The organism is Candidatus Cloacimonadota bacterium (assembly GCA_020532085.1).
Lineage (GTDB): Bacteria > Cloacimonadota > Cloacimonadia > Cloacimonadales > Cloacimonadaceae > Syntrophosphaera.
Genome location: JAJBAV010000017.1, coordinates 19,840 through 42,500, shown reverse-complemented (window position 1 = coordinate 42,500; position 22,661 = coordinate 19,840). Strand labels below are relative to the sequence as shown.

General features: G+C 55.5%; 14 protein-coding genes. 2 read left to right on the top strand and 12 right to left on the bottom strand.

Annotation, left to right across the window (positions count from 1 at the left end):
• Positions 1–8: 8 nt before the first annotated feature.
• The 8 genes from priA to LHW45_06045 all read right to left on the bottom strand — a co-directional run bounded on the left by priA (position 9) and on the right by LHW45_06045 (position 13,579).
• Positions 9–2,381 (bottom strand): primosomal protein N', encoded by a 2,373-nt coding sequence (priA, locus tag LHW45_06080; protein MCB5285141.1) that lies wholly within the window; start codon positions 2,379–2,381, stop codon positions 9–11.
• A gap of 353 nt (positions 2,382–2,734) precedes the next feature.
• Positions 2,735–4,249 (bottom strand): hypothetical protein, encoded by a 1,515-nt coding sequence (locus LHW45_06075; protein ID MCB5285140.1) that lies wholly within the window; start codon positions 4,247–4,249, stop codon positions 2,735–2,737.
• Between the two features lie 9 nt (positions 4,250–4,258).
• Complete coding sequence (locus tag LHW45_06070; GenBank protein ID MCB5285139.1) at positions 4,259–4,810, bottom strand: biopolymer transporter ExbD; 552 nt, start codon at positions 4,808–4,810, stop codon at positions 4,259–4,261.
• Positions 4,807–5,268 (bottom strand): hypothetical protein, encoded by a 462-nt coding sequence (locus LHW45_06065; GenBank protein ID MCB5285138.1) that lies wholly within the window; start codon positions 5,266–5,268, stop codon positions 4,807–4,809. Before LHW45_06065 ends, LHW45_06070 begins: the two co-directional genes overlap by 4 nt.
• A 79-nt stretch (positions 5,269–5,347) precedes the next feature.
• The gene (locus LHW45_06060; protein ID MCB5285137.1) at positions 5,348–6,118 is read right to left on the bottom strand and encodes a MotA/TolQ/ExbB proton channel family protein; all 771 of its coding nucleotides are present in this window, start codon (positions 6,116–6,118) and stop codon (positions 5,348–5,350) included.
• Positions 6,115–6,423 (bottom strand): hypothetical protein, encoded by a 309-nt coding sequence (locus tag LHW45_06055; GenBank protein MCB5285136.1) that lies wholly within the window; start codon positions 6,421–6,423, stop codon positions 6,115–6,117. Before LHW45_06055 ends, LHW45_06060 begins: the two co-directional genes overlap by 4 nt.
• A gap of 4 nt (positions 6,424–6,427) precedes the next feature.
• Positions 6,428–12,262, bottom strand: a complete 5,835-nt coding sequence (locus LHW45_06050) for a tetratricopeptide repeat protein (GenBank protein MCB5285135.1) — start codon at positions 12,260–12,262, stop codon at positions 6,428–6,430.
• A gap of 159 nt (positions 12,263–12,421) precedes the next feature.
• The gene (locus LHW45_06045; GenBank protein MCB5285134.1) at positions 12,422–13,579 is read right to left on the bottom strand and encodes a YjbH domain-containing protein; all 1,158 of its coding nucleotides are present in this window, start codon (positions 13,577–13,579) and stop codon (positions 12,422–12,424) included.
• A gap of 84 nt (positions 13,580–13,663) precedes the next feature.
• On the opposite strand from LHW45_06045, the gene LHW45_06040 reads away from it, so the two are divergent.
• Positions 13,664–14,044, top strand: coding sequence for a YraN family protein (locus LHW45_06040; GenBank protein MCB5285133.1), 381 nt, complete (start codon positions 13,664–13,666; stop codon positions 14,042–14,044).
• Positions 14,045–14,210: 166 nt separating this feature from the next.
• Here the strand turns inward: LHW45_06040 and LHW45_06035 are convergent, their stop codons facing one another.
• The 4 genes from LHW45_06035 to LHW45_06020 all read right to left on the bottom strand — a co-directional run bounded on the left by LHW45_06035 (position 14,211) and on the right by LHW45_06020 (position 21,274).
• Positions 14,211–15,545 (bottom strand): GWxTD domain-containing protein, encoded by a 1,335-nt coding sequence (locus tag LHW45_06035; GenBank protein ID MCB5285132.1) that lies wholly within the window; start codon positions 15,543–15,545, stop codon positions 14,211–14,213.
• A complete protein-coding gene (locus tag LHW45_06030; protein ID MCB5285131.1) occupies positions 15,532–16,647 on the bottom strand; it encodes a GWxTD domain-containing protein in 1,116 nt (371 codons plus the stop codon). Before LHW45_06030 ends, LHW45_06035 begins: the two co-directional genes overlap by 14 nt.
• Positions 16,631–20,071 carry a DNA polymerase III subunit alpha gene (locus LHW45_06025; GenBank protein MCB5285130.1) on the bottom strand — a complete coding sequence of 1,147 codons (3,441 nt, stop codon included), beginning with the start codon at positions 20,069–20,071 and terminating at the stop codon, positions 16,631–16,633. Before LHW45_06025 ends, LHW45_06030 begins: the two co-directional genes overlap by 17 nt.
• A gap of 252 nt (positions 20,072–20,323) precedes the next feature.
• The gene (locus LHW45_06020; protein ID MCB5285129.1) at positions 20,324–21,274 is read right to left on the bottom strand and encodes a DUF4932 domain-containing protein; all 951 of its coding nucleotides are present in this window, start codon (positions 21,272–21,274) and stop codon (positions 20,324–20,326) included.
• 273 nt (positions 21,275–21,547) lie between these two features.
• Here LHW45_06020 and mutM point away from each other — a divergent pair, with 273 nt between their 5' ends.
• Positions 21,548–22,351: a bifunctional DNA-formamidopyrimidine glycosylase/DNA-(apurinic or apyrimidinic site) lyase gene (gene mutM / locus LHW45_06015; GenBank protein MCB5285128.1), complete on the top strand. Its 804-nt coding sequence runs from the start codon at positions 21,548–21,550 to the stop codon at positions 22,349–22,351.
• The last annotated feature ends 310 nt before the right edge of the window (positions 22,352–22,661 follow it).

The window sequence follows — 22,661 nt, the reverse complement described above, 5'->3', positions numbered from 1 at the left end:
GGCTGGCTTCACATCAGGCTGAGCGGGTCCACATCCGGATGGAAGTGGATGGCGCCGGGCGGTGTGTAAAGCTCAGATATCAGCTCCAAAGACTGCTTCAGGATGGAAGGTGTGCGGGCTTTGATGATCAAATGCCAACGGTGGAGGTTGTTCATTTTGGCAAAAGGCGCCGGTGCCGGTCCCAGCAGAAAGATGTCGGCTGCCCCAAATGTGGCTGCCACCAGCAGGGATTTTTCCTGCAGCAGGGCCATTTCCTGTTCCAGCAGGGGTCCGTCCGCGCATTGGAAGAGGATCCGGGCCAGCCTGTAGAAGGGAGGGTAATTGAGGCGCTTGCGGTGCTCCAGCTCTTCCTCCGCGAAAGCGCGGTAATCCTGGTTTCCGGCGTGCACGATGGCGTAATGGGTGGGATTGTAGGTCTGGACGATCACTTCGCCGCGTTTGTCCGCCCGGCCGGAGCGACCTGCCACCTGGGTGCAGAGTTGGAAAGTGCGTTCGGCAGAGCGGAAATCCGGCACGTTGAGGCTGATGTCCGCGCTGATGATGCCCACCAGGGTCACAGCGGGGAAATCCAGCCCTTTGGAGATCATCTGGGTGCCCAAAAGGATGTCCACATCGCGGTCTTTCATGCGGCGGTACATGGTTTTGTAGCTGTCCTGCTTCCGCGCGGAATCGGAATCGAGACGCAGCACCCGGGCTTGGGGAAATAGGATCTGGAGCAGCTGCTCCACTTTTTGGGTGCCGGGTGAGCCGTAGGAAAAAGTGTAGCTGCCGCAGTGGGGGCACTTGCGGGGACTGGGATAGGCATTGCCGCAGTAGTGGCAGTGCATTTCCTCGCGGTCGCGGTGGTAATACATGCTGATGTCGCAGTTGGAGCATTTGATCAGTTCGCCGCATTTCAGGCACTGCATGTAAGAGGAAAAGCCGCGCCGGTTCTGAAACAGGATCACCTGTTCCTTTTTCTCGAGGCGGGCGCTGATGGCGGCGATGAGTTCGTCGGAAAGCAATTGCTGCTGGTAATCCTCCTGCAGCGAGAGGATGCGCACTTCGGGCAGTTTGATGTCCAGCGGCCGGCTGCTCAGGGTGTGCAGAGTGTATTTGCCTATCTCTTGATTGTGCCAGGATTCCAGCGAGGGAGTGGCGCTGCCCAGCACGATCTTTGCGCCTTCGAGCCTGGCCCTCACCACAGCGAGGTCGCGTCCGTTGTAGCGGGGATTGTTGTCTTGTTTGTAAGATTGCTCGTGCTCTTCATCCACGATGATCAGCCCCAGGCGCGGCATGGGGGCAAAGACCGCGCTGCGGGCGCCGATCACCAGCCGGCATTCTCCGGTGGCGATCTTGTGCCACTGGCTGAGGCGCTGCCGGTCGCTCAGCTGGCTGTGGGAGATGGCCAGAGTGGAACCGAATTCGCCCTGGAAGCGTTCCACCATCTGAGGTGTGAGCGCGATCTCCGGGATCAGGAAGATCACTCCTTTGCCCTCTTGCAGGCAGGCCCGGATCAGAGGAATATAGACCTCGGTCTTGCCGCTGCCGGTGATGCCGTAGAGCAGATCGACCCTGAATCCATCCGCCTGCCGCGAGATCTCCCGCACCGCCTGCTGCTGCTCTGCGTTCAAGGTGACGGCCTTGGGGCCGGCGCCGCTTTCGTAGCTGAAAAACTCGCGCTCCACCTGCTTCGGGGTGATGCTGAGCAAGCCTTTCTTCTGCAGCGCGTGCATCACGGAATAGGATACGGTGGCGCTGATCTCGGAGAGGGGAAACTCCTCCTTGGGGATGGCCAGCATCAGTTGCAGCGCTTCTTTTTGCTTGGGCGGAAACTGCCCCAGATCGGGCTCGCGGTCCAGCAGGCGGACAAAATTGACCGTTTTGGGTTTGTCGCGGGAACTCAGTTTGCGCCTTACTTCCAGCAGGCCCAGGTCCGCGGCCTGTTCGATCAGATGCAGCACCGGTGCCCCTTTCAGCAGCTTGCGCAATTCGGATACTTTTCTGGCCTCGCCTCCCCCCAAAGCGGGTTCCAAAACCCTGAATGATTCTGGAAACTCCGCTGCCAGCCATTTCACCTCGGCCTCGATGTCCGGCACCAGCCAGGCCGGCAGCATCGCGAAACAGGCGCTGCCCAGCGAACAGGCGTAATATCCCGCCATGAACCTGGCAAGTTCCAGCAGCCGGGGTCCCAGCACCGGGACGTCGTCCAACACTTCCAACACAGGTTTGTAGCGGATCTTGTCGGAAAGCTGGCCCTGCATTCGCTCACCGCAGATGCCGATCATGTCCTTGCGGTTGAAGCTCACCAAGACCCTCGCTCCGGTGTTTATCTCCACTTTGGAGCTGTAATGGAATTCCCGGGTGAGGACCAGGGGCAGGTGCACGGCGTAGTAATACATGGTCAAAGGCTGAAGGGAGGGGCTTTTGTGTCAATGGAAATCTGCCCGGTGCGGCCTGTGTTCCTGAAAATCCCGCCCTTAGCCCTTTCCTATCCGCCTCTTGTCCGCCTCCCGCTGACTTCCCCCCTGCCAGGCGGGAAGTTAGCGGGAAGTGAATGGGATGTGTACGGGAAGTGTGATAAGGGCGGAGCCTGCCGGAAGCCATTTGTTTGAAAAGGTACTGTTCACCCTCAAGCTCCATTCATAGTGGGTAACAGCCCTGGGAACGGTCAAGGGGAAAACTTGCGCATCCGGATCAGAGGTAATAAAAAACCCCGCCGGTGGAGCGGGGTTGGATATGTTCTCGTAGTTGTTTAGGCTTGAGTGAGGTTCATTTTGAACTGGTATTTGGTGGGTTTGGAGACGTTGAAGCGCCAGGATTCCACGATCCGCTGGATATCACTCAGGAAACTTTGAGTGAAGGTGGCGCTGTTCGAAGTTACGCGGGCCGACACGCTGCCGTTCTCCGCTATGTCCATCAGCACTGTGATGGAGCCGGTTTGCTTCTTGATGGCAACGTTCTTTTTGTAGGATTGCTCGATCTGGCCTTTGCGGGCGGCGATCTGGTTGTAGATGACGTCGGCGTCCGGAACGGAGGAAGCGGGTTTGGGGATCTTCACTTCCGGAGTGGGTATCTTGCTGATATCCGGGGCTTTGACCACAGACTGGGTAACCCTCTCAGTTTCCTCCCGGGCCGATGGCACGGTGGGCCACTGGCTGGTGGAGGGGGTCTGAAGCTTGGAAGCGTCGCCGGTGAACGTCTGGGTGGGCAGGTTCGGCCGGGTGGTCGATCCGGGGCCGCCGGGCTGGGTTGTGGCAACCCGGCCCACATCCGAGGCTGAAGCATTGAAGCCGGAAGTGGCTTTGGGATCGAAGGAGCCGGTAAAACCTGATGAGGCTTTGGGATCGAATGTTCCGGAGCCGGGTCTGGTGCCGGTGGCGGAACCTCTGGCGCCGGGACGGGCGGTGACAAAATCCTGCAGGCCGGTCACGGCATAAGCTGTTTGAGGCCTGCTGGTGCCGGAGGTGGCTCCGGGCCTGTTGGTGCCGAAGATCTGGCCTTTGTCGGGAACTCCCTGGTCCTGCCGGGCGCCGGTTGTGCCGGTGGTCCGGGTGGTGGGTTTGGCAGGTTGTTTGCCGCCGGGTTTCTTTGGCTCTGCGGTATCGCCGGCTTTCGGTTCTTCCGGAGGTGTATCCGGCGTGGTGGCTTGCGGCGCGGTCAAACCCAGCTGCGGTTCTATCCTGCGCACTCTTTCCAGTTCCGCCAAGGTTTCCGTGAGGGTTTTTTCCTTGTCCATCCTGGGTTTGATCACGAGGTCGTAGATCAGCACGAAGGCCAGGCCCAGAATGAGAAAGAGCAGGATCAGTCCAGTTTCCGTGCGTTCCGACGCGGAGGGAGTGGCCGGCTGCAAGCTGCTGTTCACCACAGCCTGTTCTTCCGGGCGCAGAACCGTTTTACGCGGTTCGGAGTAGCCGAACTGGATCTCGTAATCCGGATTTATCTGCACGGTTCCGCTGAGGTCGTTGCGCAACTTGAGCAACGAGCCGGAGAGGATGCCGTTCTGTTTCAGGAAATTGGCGTCCAGCGGGTTTCCGTCCTTGCTGCAGCTGAGGTGGGAGCCGTCCGGCAGCTGCAGATGGAAGTCATTTCCACGCTTGACCAGGAGCTTATGTTTGCTGGGGAATTTTTGGGTGTCGTCCAGGATCTGCCAGAAGAGATGCTTATCTGTTCCGATCTGCCATTTGTTGACAAAATCGGTTCCCTGGCGGATGGTGTCCAGATGTTTTCCCCGGTAGTTGAGGCTTAGGTTCAGTATCGTCTTTGCCATCATACCTCCTTACCCACTGGTGTTCGATTTACTTTTTTCAAGCCAATCAGTTTCCAGGAGGGTGGCAAAATAGATGTATTCATAGAAGGAACTGGTTCCCAGGCTCACAAACTCCGTAATGTACCAGCAGGGGATGCTTTTATCCGCCTGGATGAGCAGGGCTGTGGGGGTGGGATTGCCGCTGGCGTCCGAAGTTTTAACTATTTCCGTGGCTGTGCTTTGCAGATACGAGAGGATCTCGGTGCGTTTGTCAGGGTCAGAGGCAAATTCTTCCAGACTGCCGAAATGGATGCCCTGTTCGCCCAGGAGGATCCGGTCCGGGTAGATCTGGACCACGGTGGTGCCTTTGTTTTCTAGCAGATCGCGCTTCTGCATGGTTACCGGGAAGGTCATGTTGTTTGGCATGGTCTGTTTTTGCACTTCCATGGAAACGTTTTTGAGCAGAAACACCAGCAGAATGGTGAGGATGTCCACCAGGGAAATGATGGACAGCGGAGTTCCATCCGGGAACTTGCGGCGCACCCTGCGGTTGAGATTTTGGGGATTCAGGTTTTTGCTCATTGTCCCCCCATCACGTAATAGCGCACCTGCGGGGCTTTGTAGTGAACATTGGCAAAGTCGTTGCTCCGGCAGATATCGATGGTTTTGATCAGGACATCGTATTGAACGTCATCATAAGGGGCCACGCTGATGTCCCGCAGATCCGGAAACCTATCCCGGATGGTCTTGAGGCCGGCATCGAGCATGACATAGTTGTACTGGCCAAGTGAAAGTCCCACGATACCCGGGTCGCGCCCTGGTTCCCTGATCTCAAAACCAGGGATGGTGGTGCTCAGGGAATCCTGCGAGGCCGTGATGATGACGGTTACTTCCGGAACATCCTTTTTCAAGCCTTCAGTGCCGTCGACCGTCGCGGGCTGGCCGGGAGGCGCGGCAGAGAAGTTGAAGGCCACCAGCGCAACCTGCGTGATCACCAGCATCAGCAAGAGAAAAGGGATGACGGTGAGAAACAAGTTCATGATCGGCACCAGGTCCGGAACTTTCGGAACTGATACTGGATGCTGGTTCCTTCCGGCTGAAGGACGGTATGCCATGATCTTATCCTTTAGCTGAAATATTGATGTGATTGATGAGTTTTACGCTGTATTCGTCGATCTCGTTGATAAGCTTCTGAGCTTTGCCTATCAGCCAGCCCTTGATCAGGGTGAGCGGGATGGCGGCCATCAAACCGAGGGCAGTGGTGCCGATGGCGGTTTTGATGCCGGCTGAGAGCATGATGTTTTTCTGGCTGTCAAGCACGTCGGGACGGCTGAGGGCGTTGAAAGCGGCCAGCAGGCCCCAGATGGTGCCCAGCAGACCGAGGTAGGTGCAAACCTGGGCCAGGGTGTCAAACCAGAAGAGGCCGGCATCGATCTTGTAAACTTTCTGCAGCACTGCTTCGTCGAGGGCGTTCTGCACCTGGGCGCTCATGTCTTCCTTGGCGGCGGTTCTGCGCACGTCCTTATATACGGACAGGCCGCTGAAGAAGATGAAGCCGAGGGTGGTGCCCTTCATTTTTTCCGTGATCTTGATGGCTTCTTCGATCTGGTCGTTCTTGATATAGCCTTTCAGGCTTTTGTATAGATTTTGGGCGTTGATCCGTTCTTTGTGGAACAGCTGGATGTAGCGGATGACCGCGTAAACGATGCCGACGATGAAAACCAGCAGGATCAGATATCCGAAGAAACCTTGCTGATTGCTATCCCTGAAAATGGTGGCAAGGTTCACGGGGTCTGTTTTAACTTCCGCTGCCTGCGCTTCCTGCGCCGCCAAGGCCCCAAGGCCGATCACCAGGGTTAGGATTACGAGAACGATGTGCTTAGCATTCATTTTGACTCCTCTAGCCATGTTAATATTTCTTGTTTCCAATTTGTAAGTTGTTTGTTGCTCTCAGCCTGGATCGCGGCCAAGCTGATGGTAAAATCGTATTTTGCCGCCGGAGCGTAGGTATCTGTTTTGATCTGGATCACGCTGATGTCAGGCATCATGGTCTTGATCTGGATCTGCAGGTCGCGTCCTTCGATCACTTCTGTTTCCACGGGCTCTGTAACGACCGTCTCACCGCTGTCCACCTGGGCAAGGCAGACAGAAGCTCCCAGCAGGATCAGAAGGCTGATCAGGAATGTCTTTTTCATCTCTTCACTCCTTGGCGGATACTGTGAAGCCCAGTTCGGCGATCATGCCGCGGTTGGGCGAATTGTTCTGAACTTCGATGCGCAGCTTGTTCAAGCCGGGTTTCAGATGCTCAGCGGGCAAACTGGCCCGCACCGGATACACCAGGAAGGGCTCTGTATCGTAGTTCAGTTCGTAAACAGGGCCCAAGGGCTGGTCGTTAAGGAACAGCCTGGCGTTGTCCGGGGCTACAAAATCGAGATATCCATCCACGAAACCGGCGGACAGCTCAAATTCCTTTTCAAATACTACCGCCGTCTGCTGGCTTTCCTGCGTCTCATATGCCCAGATGGGCTGCGCGGAGGCATTTTGCAGGAAGGTGGACCTGTCCATGGGAAGTTCGAAGTTCGGGGCCAAACTGGCGTAGGACCTGATCTCTTCTCCAGTATCAGGATCAGTTCCGATCACAGTCCAGTCAGTATTGGACACCAGGGTGATAACTTCGGTGGGGATTGTGGTGGACATTTCCGCTGCGTCGAAGAAGAAACTCGTACTGAAATGGATCGGTTCTTCTGAGATCACGGCGTTGGGGAAAACTCCGCGGAAGCTGTTCACTCCGCTTTTCCAAGCCTCTCCGTCGACGCGGATCGCGAAGACGGTGCCGAAATCCTCTTTGTAAACGGGGATGAAAACAGGATCGATATCGTTGCCGTTTACCACGATCCGGGGATCCTGCTCGTAAGCCAGATAGACATAGGCAAAGCGGGGAACGACCTCAAACTCGAACTCGCGTTCCAAAATCAGCTCGTGCTGGGAGGGAACGCTGTAAGTGGAGAGCATCCTTCCGTCATCCAGGATCAGGGAACCAAAAGTGGAGTCGATCTTCTGAGACCCGCCTGCAGGTTTGGCCAGCCAGGCGTTCCAGGCGTTATCCAGCGCATGGCGGACCTCGGTGTATTCCGGCAGCAAGTTGCGTTCGATGAGCTTGTCCTCAGCCTTGGTGGTGTACTGGTCGAAGTAGCCGGCCGTGAAATATTTGTTGTAGATGTCCTGGTAGATCAGGTTCGAATTGTTGTAATATACGTCAATATAGGGCTGGGAATAAGGCCTGATCTCGGTGCTGACCATATTGTCAAATTCTTGTTGGCTGAACCTCTTGCGGTCGCGGAAGGGGGCCAGTTCATTGGAGACCTGGATGTATTTATCGATCTGGGTTTCCACCACTTGGGCGGCGCGGTCGTTTATCTGGCAGATCAAACTCAGCGCCCTGAGGCGGCGTTCGTTATCCAGGTTATCGGCCTCTGTCTGGTCCAGCAGCTTGACGATCTTGGCCACCTCGAGCTCGGATCTGGTTTGGAAAGAAGGCACCAGGTTGGGCGTGCCGCCAAAGAGATGTTTCTGCCAGGTGGTTCCGGCGCCCACTGGCAACAGCTGGTTGGCAGACGCGGTGAGGAAATTGCCGCGTTCGATGCTGTTCAGCTGGCGGTCGAAGCCGTCCAGAAAAGCCTGGCGGGCTTGCAGGATGGCGTACTCGGATTCTGCGAAGGCAAAGGCCTCATGGGCTTTTGTGCTTTCCACGGGCAAACCTTCGCCGCGGTATTCGGCTTCCAGGCGCTTGAATTCGTCCCTTTTCTGGAAAGCCAGGTCCCAGTTCCTGGCGGCGTAGGCAGTGTCAAACTCTTGGGCCAGGGTTCCCAGCTTGCGGTTGGCAACTGTGAGATAGCGTTCAGATTTGCTGCTGTCGCTCAGATAGAGTTCCCGCGCGTAGTATTCAAAGCGTTGCTGATCCTGGCGGGCAAGGTAGGAATCAGCCAGGATGGTGAGGAAACCGGGCGTTTCTTTGTGTTTGGGATAGGTTTGGGTGAAGTAGGTGAGGGCCTCGACCACTTTTTCCTGATCGTCTTCGCTGCTGTAGATCTCCACAGCCCAAAGATAGATCTCTTCCGGCTTGATGTCGCCGCTGTCGATCCGATCTGCTTTCACGTCGTTGTGCAGGTCGATGTAAGCCGCTGCTGCGTTGCTGCGCTGCGCGGCATCTTGACGCATTGCCTCGATGAGGTCCACCCTGAGGAGAAAGGCCAGGTTGCTGGCAGGAAACTGCTGGATGAAATCGTTTTTCAGGTCTCGCGCCTTGGCGGAGTCTTTCATCTGGGTCTGGGCTATGGTCCAGCTCTGTTCGTAGAGCGCGTATTTCTCGTCCATGGAGGTCTTCACCGCGGCCAGATCAGTTTTCAGGGCGATGGCTTCATTGTACAGCCCGGCTTTGACGTAAGCCTCGGAGGCCATAAACAGGTAGCCCTGGCTGCGGGAAGGTTCGTCGTTAAATTTATTCGCCAAACGGATCAGTTCTGTGGCAACGGTCTGCTGGTCACCCTGTTGTTCCGCCTTTTCATAGTTGTTCTGGATCTGCAGCCGGACCAGGTTTTCGATCTCCCCGGCATCGGTAGCGTTGTTGGAAAAGCCCTTGGCGGCGATGTACATTTTTTCAGCTTCGCTGAAGTTGCCGTTGTCTTCCTCGATTTTGGCCAGGTTCAGATAAATGCTGCGGCTGGTGGCCCTGTCGATCTCCATCCCGCTTGCCAGGATGGTGTTGTAGTGAGCTTTGGCCTGGTCGGGATGGCCGTGGTGCAGTTCAACCGCGGCCAGGTCCATCAGGATCGCCGGCGCGCCGCTTCTGGCTTCCGGGTTTTGGGATGCCTTCAGCACATTGTAAAATCTAAGCGCGGAACCACGATACTGTGAGTAGGTCGCGTCATCTTCCGGGGCGGGTTTGGACAGCGAGTAGATCCGCTGGTTGTATTTGTAGATGAGACCTTCGTTGTTGAAGTAATCTGGGTTCCCCTGGAAATCCTGATTGTAATCCGTGAGCTTGGTTGCCGCAAAGTTATAGCTTTCGATATCGTTGCGCTTTTCAGCCAAAAGGCTGGCCAACAGAATTTCCGTTAGCCTGTTCCCGTCTATGAAAGCTTGCAGGACAGTGGTGTTGGGGAACAGCTGGGTGTACTGCTGATATGCTTCGATGTGAAACTCGTAAAGCTGTTGGTCAGCTTTGGAGGCAGAATCGATCAGGTTGTTGTAATGGCGGATGCGGATCTGTTCATAGGCATCGCGGATGATTTCCAGTTGCGCCCTCAATTCCGGCGCTGCCGCGTCCGCATCCTTAACATTTTCCAGGTACCACGGCGTGTCTTTGCCATAGGTGGCTTTGATGAAGTCGAGCTTGTCGTCGCGAATCCGGGTAAGGTCCATGCCGGAACGGAGTTCCAGGCCGGGGGTATAATAGAGCTTGATGATCGAATCCACCACAGCCGGGTTCTGCAATTCATAAGGAGAGGTCTGAAGCCGGAGTTCCATGAAATCTATGGCCTGCAGCGGAGCTTCCATATCCACTTTCATGCCCGCGGCCTTGTCCAGGATGAGGGTTTTCACCTTGATATCGGAATATTCAGCCAGGGCTCTGCGGATTTCTCCCACGCCCTTGGATTCCTGGTTGAAATCGATGCCGTCGAGGGCGATGAGGGAATAGGCGATGTTGTCGATGGAGTTATCCCGGTAATCCTGAGCCAGATAGGCATCCGTGATCTCTTTGTTGTCAGCCGCTCCGATGAGGGTGACAAAATCGGCCAGGGCCGATTTAAGGGATTGTTCGTCGCCTTGGTTCAGGTTCACCCAAGCTCTCTGGTACAGGGCATCATGATGGTAGACGCTGTCGGGATCGTTCACCAGCGAGTCGAAACGGCGGTTGGCTTCGGCATAGTGGGTGACGGGCTCATTCGCGTCCGAGCCGATCAGGAAATGGAGGATGCCCAGCCTGTACACGGCCTCGTCGTAATAGGGCGAGTCGTCGTACTTGCCTGAATCCACCAGCTCTGTGTAGGCATCCAGGGCTTCGCGGAAATCAGCCTCAGCGAATTTGAGCCGGTCCGGTCTCTCCTGATTGGGGTTGGCGGCACGGAACTGCTCTATCTGGGCGTTTTTGGCAACTTTTTTGGCCTCGCTGCTTAAGTAGCCGATGTTGTATAGGGCGCGGTCCCGCAGGTAGAAATCCGGCTCGATCTCCAAGGCCATTTTATAATGGGCGAGGGCTTTCTCGGGATTGTCCAGATCAACCGCGTACTGCAGTTCGGCCATGTTGTAATAGATGATGGCATTGTTCAGCAAATATCCGCCGCTGGGCTGCTCCATGGCTTGAAAATATGGATTGGCGGCAACAAAGGCCTCATATCTTTCCAACAGCTCAGCCTTGTCCTGCACGATCTTCTGATATTCCGCCCGCTGCTGCTCGTCGCCCAGCGAATCAGCCTTGGCCAGACGCTGCTGCTCCTGATAGCGGATCTTGCGATAGTCCACCATCAGTCCCAGGAAATCCAGGTTGGCGATGAAGGTGTCGTTAATGGGAAAATCTTTCAGGCCAACCTTGTGGGTTTGCGCGTACTGCTTTTCGATCACGCCCTGCTGGTCTTTGGGATAATTTTCCCGGATCATGGTGAGCATCACGTCTTCCACTTCCGGCAGCAGTTCGTCCAGGGAGCGTTTATCGCGGTAAGTGGCGTAGTATTCGTCTAAAAGTTCCGTAAAGATCGCTTCCTCAACGCTGTCCTGATGCTTGCGGAAAGCTAGGTAGCGTTCCTTGCGGTTTTGCAGGTCGGCGATCTTTTCCACATATTCCTGCCGCTCGGGACCCAGATCGAGGTTCAGGCTGGCATAGTTCGGCTCGGCCATGATCTTGTCGATCCCCGCCACGACATCGGTGTAGATATTGATGTTGCGTTCGATGTCCATAAGGCGTTTCAGCTCCATGTCACTGAAGCCTTTGCCCACCACCGACTCGTCTTCGTTCACAAAAAGTTCATAGCGCCGCTCGAAAAAGCGGTCCATCACATCCAGCACCCTGCCGTAAAACACGGAGGTGTCTTTAAGCTGCTTCAGCAGAATAGCGCCCTCGCGGTAACGGGTGAAGGCGGCTGATTCGGGTCCGGTGTAATCGGGCGAGGCCAGTTGGGCGAGATCGATCGGGGGCAGCGATTCGAACGGCCTGATCTGGGCCTTGAAATTTTCCAGCAGCCGCATTTCTTCTTCCGCGATCCTGTTCAGAGCTTCGGTGAACTGCAAGCCGGGCAGGGATTTAAACTCGTTGTAAAGGTCTTGCAGGTCCCGCTGGATGGAGGAAACCTGCTCTTTCAGGACATTGGCCTTGCTGGTGTCTGGGTCCGCATAAAAAGAATCCAGATCGAGAGCGTCCAGGCGGCCGATCACGCTCCGCCGGCGGTTCACGAAAGTGTTTTTGATCCAGTCTTTGTTGTTTTCATAGGCGTCAACGTAGCCCTGGATCCTGGCCTCTTCGGCATCCTCTGCCAGGAGGTCCGCCCACAGGAACATGTAGGTGGGGTAATATTTGCCGGTGGAAAAACGGTTCATCACGTCTTCCAGGAAGGGAGCCGCGGTCTCGATATTCTGATTCTGGATGTAATCCACAGCCCTGTAATACAGCAGCAGATTGAGCATCATCCTGGCGTCGTCACCGAGCTTGGGGTCGTTGATCAAAACGTCGAAATATGGGATGGCCTGCGTGGGGTCGTCCACAACAGAGTAAAAATGCCCCACCAGATAAAGAAGGTCAGCCTCGTCCAGCTTGCTCAAACTTTCGTAATGCTGCAAGTATTCTTCAACGGCCTGGGACTTGTTCTCCTCCACCAGTTGGGGAAGCCTGTCTTTCAGGAAATCTATTGCCTCTATGACTTTGGGATCCGCGTAAATCGCGCTCCGGACATCCGGACTGACCACCGCATCTTGAGCATGCGCCAGCGCAATGGGAACCATTGTCAGCGTTAGCAACAGATATAGTTTGATGAGTTTTTTCATAACCCCGCTCGCTTATCGTCCTGTGTTATCAATCCTGCCAGTTATAAGCAGGATTCAGGATGCAGCCGGGGGTCGCATCCTGAATCTCAACCTTGACCAAGGGAAATATGTACGTATTTACCTGCACATTCACCAGACGGTGATCAGTGCGAAAACTATTTATTGGTTTTCTTCCTTAAGCTCCTGCAGCCATTTGCGCAGATCTTCCAGCGCTTTTTGCGCTTTCTGGCGTTCTTCGCGAAGGAGGCGCAACTCCGCCAGCAGGTCTTTCACTTCCGGGGAAAGTTCTTTGTAGGCGCTGGCTTCGACGATGCCGGGAGTGGGAAGCTGGGTGCCGGGAGTAACGATGGCCACTTCAGCCGGCTGGCCGGTTTCAGTGGTGGCCACGGCCACGGGCTCCGTGGGAACGATCACGGGTTCGGTGCCGATGTTGGTGGCGTAGAGGCCGAGGTCCGGACGGATGGAGGCATTCTTGTCCGAAAATCTGTCGAACAGGTAGGAAAGCCCCAAGGCGATACGGAGATTGTTTTCATATCCGTTGCCTTCGGAACCTTTGGCCAGGTCTTCAACCGCTTCCGCGCCCAAACGGATGCCAAAATTCTTGATGGAGTACTTGAGGCCGGCATTGAAGTCTTTGCCGTCGTATTCGCCCTGAACGGCAAAATTGTCCCAGGGCGATATCTCCACTGAGGCAAAGAGACCACTAAACCAGCGCGAACGATCCACTTGACCAATATAACGATTAGCTCCGATCCCGAGGTTGAACATCCAGTCGATGCCGCCCATCACCACTTGCTTGGAGGCAACGAGATAAGGGGAAAAATACTCATAGTCGGTTTTGTCTGGATGGTCAATCCAGCCTAAATTCAACGAATCCCTTAGGCTGGAGTGAATTACAGCCTCTTGCTCTGGGTCCCAATAGTAGTAGGGCTTGTAATCTTGGGCCCGGCGCCGGTTAACCGGGGAGAGGATGTTGTCCATGCCGACGGCGATCTGCGGGATCTTGGGCGTTTCCTGCAGAAGCTTGACTTTGGCGTTTAGGAAATAGACGTAATCTCCGCCGAAGAAATCCAGCTGGACGCGGTCGAACAGGCCTACCCCCAGCATGCCGTAGAAATTGAGTCCATTTTTGTCCGGGTCAACGTAAGAGGGTCTTTCCACGTTTCTGTAATAGCCAGCCAGAACCAGTTGCGCCGATTTGTGAGGAATAACATACGCGTCTGGCGTGCGCAGCAATCCCATCGTCTGGAACGGCGCAGCTTCGATCATGCCGATCACGGCTGCCAGAACAATTACGCTCAATATAACTTTTTTCATACTTCCCTCCACCTTTCGGTGTTTTTCTTAGTCTCGGGTCATTAATATCATTGACAGATTTTCCGTCAAGCTTTTTTTTGCCATATGCAGCGACAAAAAGCAAACGAAATCTTTCATGTGGGAGAGGACCTGGCCGCCAAATTTCTGGCCAACAAGGGCTATGCCATCGTGGCCAGGAATTTCCGGGCGAGCACTGGCGAGATCGACATCATCGCCATTCAGGAAGACACGCTGGTCTTCGTGGAGGTCAAAACACGCTCCAAACACTCTATCAGGCAGGCCATGATGAATGTGTCTTTCACAAAGCGAAAGCGCATCACACTCACGGCTCAGCGATATGTTATTCAACATCCCGAATGTGTCAAGTCAAGAATTCGGTTTGACTTGGTGATTGTGTTGTATTTTTGCCACACCGACAGCTATAAGCTTGAACACCTTGAAGATGCGTTCCTGCCGGAACTGTGATATTTTTCAGGATCTGATCGCTTAGACGCCGTAACTGCCATATGTTACGCGATTTGGCTGTCCATCTCATGGAAATCTGTCCAGTTTGATTGGCAATCGTGGGTCCCCAGCGCCAGTTAATTCCGCTGATAAGAGGCTCAGGGTCACGTAACATGTTTGTAAATATTCAGTTATAGAGTTTGCTGGTGTCGAAGTCGTCCCCCAGGTAATACAGGTAATCCGGGTTCGAACTTTCCCTTTGATCCCCTTCAACGTAGATCAGGCGGGAGTTGCCGTTCATCTGCATGTCCAGAAAGAGGTAAACGGCTTTTTGACGGCCCTGGTACTTCCAGATCTGATAGTCTTTGCGCACAAAGCGGGCTTCGTCGGAAGACGTGCCTTTTTCGATCTCATCCGGTTTTCCCTGGCGGATGTGGATGCGCCCCATGTCCGAGGTCCAGCCCTGCTCGAAATGGCTATAGTAGGAGTTGGCGTAGTCCACCCTCTCGCGGATCTGGTCCAGCAGGGTCTGGGTGTTCATGGCTCCCGCCGCGGCCAGGGCTTTCCAGCTTTGGCTGAGGTATCTGCGTTTGGTTTCCAGGTCGTAAGTTTTCCAGTCTGCGGTTGAGGTGGCCCCAGTGAAGTATTTGAGCAGTTTGAAATCATCATCCGGATCGGGAAAGACGAAGAACTGCTCTTGTTTGGGTTCGGTGAGGAAGAAAATGAACTCCCTTTCCTGGCTTTGTTCTCCCAGTTGAAACTCCACCGATCCGGTGTACTTGCCGGGGCTCAGCTTTTCCAGAGGTATGCGCAGGGAGATTCCTTCGTTGTGGGATAACGGGGCATAGTCCAGAAAACGGTCAAACACCATTACGCTGTCCTTTTCCACGGTCAGCACCAGCAGGCCCGTATCGCCGGCCAGGTCCGCGGGAGCGTAGGTCTCGAAATAGATGGTGAGGTCTTCGCTCTCGGTTTTGTCAAAGATCAGGGAGGGCTGGGTCTGATAGAGGACATTTCCGCGGTGAAACCGCTGCAGATAACTGCTGCTGTCCGGCCGTACAAAGCTGCATAATTCCAGATCGCTGAGCAGGTCCTGCGCGCCCAGCGGTTCAGCCTGATAGGTCCAGTTGGCGGTTTTGCGTGAATTGAGGTCTTTGGCGCTCACGCGCAGCAACCAAGGCTCGCTGTTCAGGCTGAAAGTAAGCCGGTTGAGATAGCTTTTGTTGGAGCGGGAATCGTTTTTGTCCGAAATGCCGATGTTGTCGCGATAGGTTTGGCTGTAAACAACGCTGTCCCCAACCACCACTTCCACCTGCAGGTCCAGTTCGGCAAAGTAGCCGCCTTTTTGGGCCAAAAACCAGAGATTGCCGTAAGGTATCTGGTAATCCACGTTGAGGATGGTGCTGTTGTCCTTGTTCAAAAAGCGCTGCGGAGCCACGTGCATGGTAAAGGTTTCGGCCGCGGCGGCCGCTCCCAGGCCGGTCAGGGCCAGGCAGAGCAGCAATGCTCTAATATTCTTCATCTTTGTTCCTCAGTCTGTATTGGCCGAAACCACCGGTGTCGGCGAAGATGAACTCCAGTTTCTGGCTGTAATAGGTCCAGATTATGTAAGGATACAGGTCCAGCGGATGCACTTCGCTGTGCGTCTCGTCCGGCTCACCGTACTTGATGTAGATTCTTCCCCGGTCGCTCTTCCAACCCTGCAGTTTTTTATGGATGGTGAAGCGCTCGTCGGCCGTCATCACGCGCTGGTAAAATGCTTCGCGGGCCTCATTGCGCAGGGTTCCCGGGCTGGGATCGTGCACCTGCCAAAATCTGTCGATCACTTCGGGCATGTTTTCCGCCGGAACAGCCCGCAGGCTTTTCCATTCGTTCTGAGTGGCGATGTAGCGCAGCTGCTGGATCTGGTCTTTGTAGCTGTAGCGGGCGTTGTAGTAGAACAACTGGCTGTAGAGGAAGGGGGCCATGTCGTAGCGGATGTTGCCTTCATAGAGGCTGAGGCGCAGACCGGCCAGGGAATCCGCGTTGGCTGGGGCGGTCAGGTCGGCCGTGTATGAACCTTGCGGGTAAGTGAACACGCGGGGGTCAGCAATTCCGGCGATGTGGACGCTGTCCGCGGCCAGGCTGAACTTCTGGGTAAGCACGCAGCTTTCCAGCGGGACCGGCAGGGGGTGCAGAATCGCGGGTTGGAAAGTGACGCCCTCTTTACGGAGCAGGAAATAGGGCTGGCCGATCTCCGTGTAGTTTTCTCCCACGGTGAAATTCCGCCTCAGATCAACCTTGTCGCCTTGGGTGAGGTTGCGCAGGCGCAGGTCAGCCTGGTAATTTCCCGGCCCGATCTCCGCGCTGAAAGTCACCGGGATGGCCGTATCCTGTAGCCAGTAACGCTTCGGCACCACAAAGGCCCGGTCGAAACCCAGCGTCTTTTTGGTCTTGGTGTTTTTCAGTTCCATCACCAGTTGGAAGTTGGATTCGGTGACGCCGGATTTGAATACCAAGGCGTTGTAGGGGATCAGAACCCACAGGTCCACCCCCGTGCCGTAGTGCTCGAAGATGATCTCCTGGGCCGGCAGCAGCGTGGCCAGCAGGAGCAAAAGCAGCGCAAGTTCAGCCGCTTTTACCATTGAGGGCCACCCTCAGGCTGAATTCGTATTGCTTTTCCTCCAGCCATTGCAAAAACTCGTTGCTGGGAAAAATCTTCCTTTGCGCGTCCAGCAGGTAGCTGTCGCCTTCATTCGTTGTGATGCCGGCCTTGATCGAGAAGCCGCCCCGGTTTTTTTCGGTGAGGGTTTTATAGGCATCCACAAATTCCTCCGAAAGCCTGGCCAGGGTCAGGTTCAGGCGGATCTCGCCGCGCAGGTGCTGGGGCAGCTCAGCCAGCGGGACCAGGTCCGTGGGGCTGATCCGCGGCATGCTGTCTTCATTGCCGTTGTAGCCAGAGCGGTTGCCGAACACGAAGAAGATGCTGCCTGTGGCCAGTTTGGAAAAATGCCTTTCGTAGTCCTGGTTGAAGAGCGCCACTTCAAAGCGGCCGCTGAGGTCTTCAAATTCTATGAAGGCGTAGGGATTGCCTTTGTTGTCGCGTTTGCGGGAAATGCCGGAAACGATGCCGGCCAGCACCAGATCTTTGCCGCTGGAGCTTTTGATGTTCTGGGAGCTGGTGTTGGTGAGGTGTTTCACCAGGCTGCGGTATTCGTAGAGCGGATGCCCGCCCAGGTAGAAACCCAGCACTTCCTTCTCTTTCTCCAGCTGATAGGCATAGTTCCAGGGTTCCTCCACCGGCAGGGGGGGATAGTATTCTTCGCCGCCGCTGTCGGTGGTGATGAGGTCAAAAAGCGAGGTCTGGCCTATCCTCTTGTCCCTTTGCGCGCCGGTGTTGAAGGACAGGGCCTGTTCGATCACGGCCCATTTTTGGGCCCGGCTGCCTTCCAGCTCATCCATCGAGCCACTGGCGATCAGGCTTTCCAGCACAGTTTTGTTCACCGCGCTGCTGTCCAGCCGGCTGCAGAAATTGAAGATGCTGGCATAGGCACCGTTTTGCCGCCGGTCTTCGACGATCGCGTCGATGGCGGCGTCGCCGATGTTTTTGATCGCTTTCAGGCCGAACATCACCTCTTTGCCCCGCACGCTGAATTCCTTGTCACTGCGGTTCAGGTTGGGCGGCAGGATCTTGATCCCCATTGCCTTGCAGACCTCGATCTTCACCGGCACCTTGGCCGGATCGTCTTCCAGCGAGAGCAGCGCGGCCATGAATTCAACCGGATAATGCGCCTTCAGCCAGGCTGTGCGGTAGGCCACCAGGGCGTAGCAGGTGGCGTGGCTCTTGTTGAATGCGTATTGCGCAAAATCCAGCCAGTCGTTCCAGATCTTGTCCGCCACCTTGTCCCGCACGCCGTTGGATGTGGCCCCGTCGGCAAACTGCTGTTTGAACTCCATCAGCATGTCCAGGCTCTTTTTGCTCATCGCCTTGCGCAGCGTGTCGGCCTGGCCCCGCGTGAATTTCGCCATCTCGATGGAGATCCGCATCACCTGTTCCTGATAGACGGTTACCCCGTAGGTTTCCTTCAGCGTCTTTTCCATCACGGGATGGTCGTAAACCACCTTTTCCCGCTTGTGTTTGCGGGCGATGTAGGTATCTATGAACTTCATCGGCCCGGGCCGGTAGAGCGCCACCATCGCGATCAGGTCTTCGAACTGGTTTGGCTTCAGGTCGATCAGATATTTGCGCATGCCGTCGCTTTCAAACTGGAACACGCCGTCCGTGTCGCCTTTGCTGAGCAGCTGATATACCTTTTTGTCGGTGAGGTCGAGCTGGTCGATGTCCAGTTCCACCCCGTGGGACTGGCGCACCAGATCCACCGTTTTCTGGATCAGGGTGAGGGTTTTCAGCCCCAGAATGTCCATTTTGAGGAATTTCAGTTCATCCAGCCAGCGGCCTTCATACTGCACCAGGATGTTGGTGTCGGAATCCTTCTGGGTGCTGCAGGTGAGCGGGATGTATTCTTTCAGGTCGCCGGGCGCGATCACCAGTCCGGCGGCGTGGATGCCGGTCTGGCGGATCAGGCCTTCCAGCACGATGCTGTGTTTGTAGATGCTCTGGTAGAGCTCGTTATTGTCGATCAGATGGCGGAAATCAGGAGATTCCTTGTAGGCCTCCTCCAGATTCTTGTTGAAGGGGATGGTCTTGGTGATGTTGTTGGCTTCGGTGGCCGGCACCATCAGAACTCTGGCCACATCCTTGATCACGGATTTGGCGCCCAGGGTGCTGAAGGTGATGATCTGCGTAACGCTGTTGCGGCCATATTTCTGCACGATGTAGTCGATCACCAGGCCGCGTTTCTGGGCGCAGAAATCGATGTCGAAATCCGGCATGCTGATGCGGTCCGGATTGAGGAAACGCTCGAACAGCAGGCCATAACGGATGGGATCGATCTGCGTGATGTTGAGCAGATAGGCGATGATGCTGCCGGCGCCGGAACCGCGGCCAGGACCCACCGGAACACCCTGCTTGCGCGCGTTGTCGATCAGGTCCTTCACCACCAGGTAATAGCCATCGAAGCCCATGCGGTGGATCACGTCCAGTTCAAAATCGATCCGGTTCTGCACTTCTTCCGTCATTTCGGGGTACTTCAGCTTTGCCGCTTCGTCGCAGAGCGCGCGCAGATAGCAGCCCATATCCTCAAACTCCTGAGGGGTCTCAATCTCAGGCAGAAGAAACTTGTCGTATTTCAGCTCCAGGTCGATCATGTCGGCGATCCTCAGCGTGTTGGCGTAGGCCTCCGTCTCTTCCGGGAACAGGGTTTTCATCTCTTCGGGGCTCTTGAAGTAAAGTTGGTCCGTGTTGTATTTCATGCGGCCGGGGTCGTTGAGGGTTTTTCCAGTCTGGATGCAGAGCAGGATGTCGTGGGCCTCGTGGTCTTCCTTGCGCAGATAGTGGCAGTCGTTGGTGAGCACCAGCGGCTGGTTGAGCTCTTTGGCCAGTTTGATCAAGGCCGGCATCACGTCGCGTTCCAGATCCAGCCCGTGATCCTGGATCTCCAGGAAATAGCGGTCGCCAAACACCTTCTGGTGCCAGATCACGGCTTCCCGGGCCTCGTCTTCCCGGTCGTTGGCCAGCAGGGAGGCGATCTCGCCCTTAACGCAGGCGCTGAGGCAGATCAGGCCTTCGCTGTGTTTTTCCAGCAGCGATTTGCTGATCCGGGGCTTGTAATAGAAACCGTCGATGAAAGAGAGGGAGGAGAGCATCATCAAGTTTTTATAGCCGGTGTGATTCTGCGCCAGCAGCACCAGGTGGTAGCGGGTATCGCTTTTGTTGTGTTCGCTGTCCAGCTCGCCGTTGATGATGTAGGCTTCCATGCCTATGATCGGTTTCAGGCCAGCTTTGGTGGCCCGCTTGTAAAAATCTATCACTCCGTACAGGTTGCCGTGGTCGGTGATCGCCACGGCTGGCATGCCGTATTCCTTGGCCAGCGCCACCATTCTGTCAACCCGGCAGGCGCCGTCCAAAAGACTGTACTGGGTGTGGTTGTGCAAGTGTACAAATGACATCTCGGTCTCTCCCTTTCTCTGGAAACATAGATTTGCCGCCGGCGGTATTTTGTCAAAGGATAATTTGCCGGGCGGGCAATCCTTTGCGGGACAGGGGATCGCGTTTCGCCGGGACCTGAAGTCACCTCCACGGAACCTGATCCCAGAAACCAAGCGCGGTTTTCAGGCTGCGATCAGACCGGGTTTCTGCAGCTTATTGTGAAAGGGCTCAAACTGGTCCGCGATGCTCCAATGCCTTTCTATGAGGGGATTCTAAAGGGGTGGAGGTCCGCCCGCCTCCGCCAAAAGCCGATGAAAGGTGGAGATGCCGGCATGTTTTGACCTGTTCTCTTCGTAATCGCACAGCAGGTCATGCATCATCCGGGTCTGTGGGGCCCGGTTGGCTTCGGCGTTTTTGAGCATCCAGCTGATGTCCTGCGTGGAAATGATCTTTTCCCGCGCCAGCAGCCTGATGTTGATCGCCCAGATGATGCTCTCGTTCAAGGCGCAGCACCACTCCGCCTGCGCGTCATTTATGGAGTCAATATCATCAAACAGCCCATAGGTTAGCGGGTTGATCACATGGTGGGAAAATTCGTGCCAGATCGCCGAAAGCAGGACCCTCTCCAGATTGCCGTGCTTTTCAGCGATCTCCAGGCCTCTCTGGCTGCACAGGCAAAACACGGTCTCGCCCTGTTTACCGGAAACCGTGATCGACAGAAATGGCTTGGTGAGGGTGCTAAGCAACACCTCCGTGGCCGGAAAGTCCACCCCCAGATAGGCTTCCAGGATGCGCTGCACCGGTCTTCGGTAGATCAGTTCGTTCAGTTGCCCCAGCCAGGGCTCCAGGCGCGACTGAAGCTGTTCGAAGTGCACGGCGAAATCCGCGGTGCGGTGGAAGTCGCGCAGGCAGGCTGTGAATTCTTCCAAGTCCTTTCCGGAAGCCAGGCATTCCTGCACCCGGGCAGGGTCGAAAACCTCGTCCAGCCTGAAGTCTGGCGTTAGGATCAGCGCCAGATTGGGCAGAGTGTCCCAATCGATCTCCGTTTTCCACAGCCGGTTGAAGCTGGCCACGGCAGGATGGGTTGCCAGCCGGCCAAATTTCTCCCGCGCGGCGCGAGCGAACTCGTCTTCAGCCTCAACGCAGATTCCACTCGCGTCAAGGCCGCAGAGCAACATGACCGCATAGAGCAATTCTAGCCGTTGGTCCAGTCTGATCCGCATTTTCCACCTCGTTTGTTAAATTTGTGTTGTTCGGTGACAAAAGTTTCGCTCAGGAAATCCTGTCAACACATATTCCCTGTCCGGACCGCCTTCTTCCCCAATATCAATACGGTATCAATACGGAATCATTACGGATGAAATCCGTATTGATTCCGTATTGATACCGTATTGATATTGGGAGCCACGCAGGCAATGAACGATTTTTCTGGCTCAAAGGCCCGGGGGAATTAGCTTGTTTTCAAAGTGAAAAAACACACGGGAGAGATAACTGACATGCCAGAATTACCAGAAGTGCAAACGGTGTTGGATGGAGTGGCGAACGAGCTGAAAGGGAAAGAGATACGCGGTCTGGACTGTTTTTATCCGGGCACGGTGGTCAGGGACCCGGAGCTGCCTGGGCAGGTGTTCCCGGCGAAATTCCTGTCCCACCGGCGGCGCGGAAAATACATGATCCTGGAGCTGGAGGGCGGGATCAGCGTGATCATCCACCTGCGGATGACGGGTAAGCTGGTCACGGACGAGGCGATGACAGGCACATCGACCCACGAGCGGGCCTGTTTTCTGCTCTCGGGCCTGGAAAAACTCCATTTCATCGACATTCGCACCTTCGGCAAGATCGTGCTCTGCAAAACGGACAACCTGGGCAAATTTATGCCCGAACTGGGCGTCGAACCGCTCTCCGATGAGTTTGGCGGGGCGTATCTGGGGAAAGTTCTCAAAGGAAGAAAAACCCCCATCAAGAACGCGCTGCTGGACCAAAGGCTGATCGCCGGGCTGGGCAACATCTACGCCTGCGAGATCCTGTTCCGGGCCAAGCTCGATCCCCGCACCCCGGCCGGCCAACTGAGCCTGGCCAAGCTGAGAAAGCTGGCGGCGGAAACCAAATCCGTGCTGCAGGAAGCCATCTCCATGAACGGGACCTCGATCTCGGATTTCAGGAGGGTGGATGACAAAACCGGCCAGTTCCAGCATTTCCTGCGGGTTTATCAAAAGGAGCTTTGCCCCAAGGGACACAAGATCGCCAAGATCAAGCAGGGGGGTCGCGGGACCTTTTACTGCCCCGTCTGCCAGAAGTGATAGGGGCGGAACTGCATTGTCAGGGCGGGCCCGAGGGTTTTGTTTTCAAGCGGATGAAATAGTTTCCACCCGGCGGTATATTTTGCCACAGGGAAACATTTACAGCCCGCGACAGGTGCTGATCGAACAGCTGACCTATTGAGCATCCAAACTCGGTTTGGGGCGGTTATCAGCAGAACAGGTGGTTTTGACTCAAAATTTATCCAAATAAACAAAAAAATCACTTGACAAATAACACGCGGCGGTAAGATCACATCATTGCCGGAAGCAATGGCTCGATCATCCGGCGAGATAAAACTTCCAGGGAGTT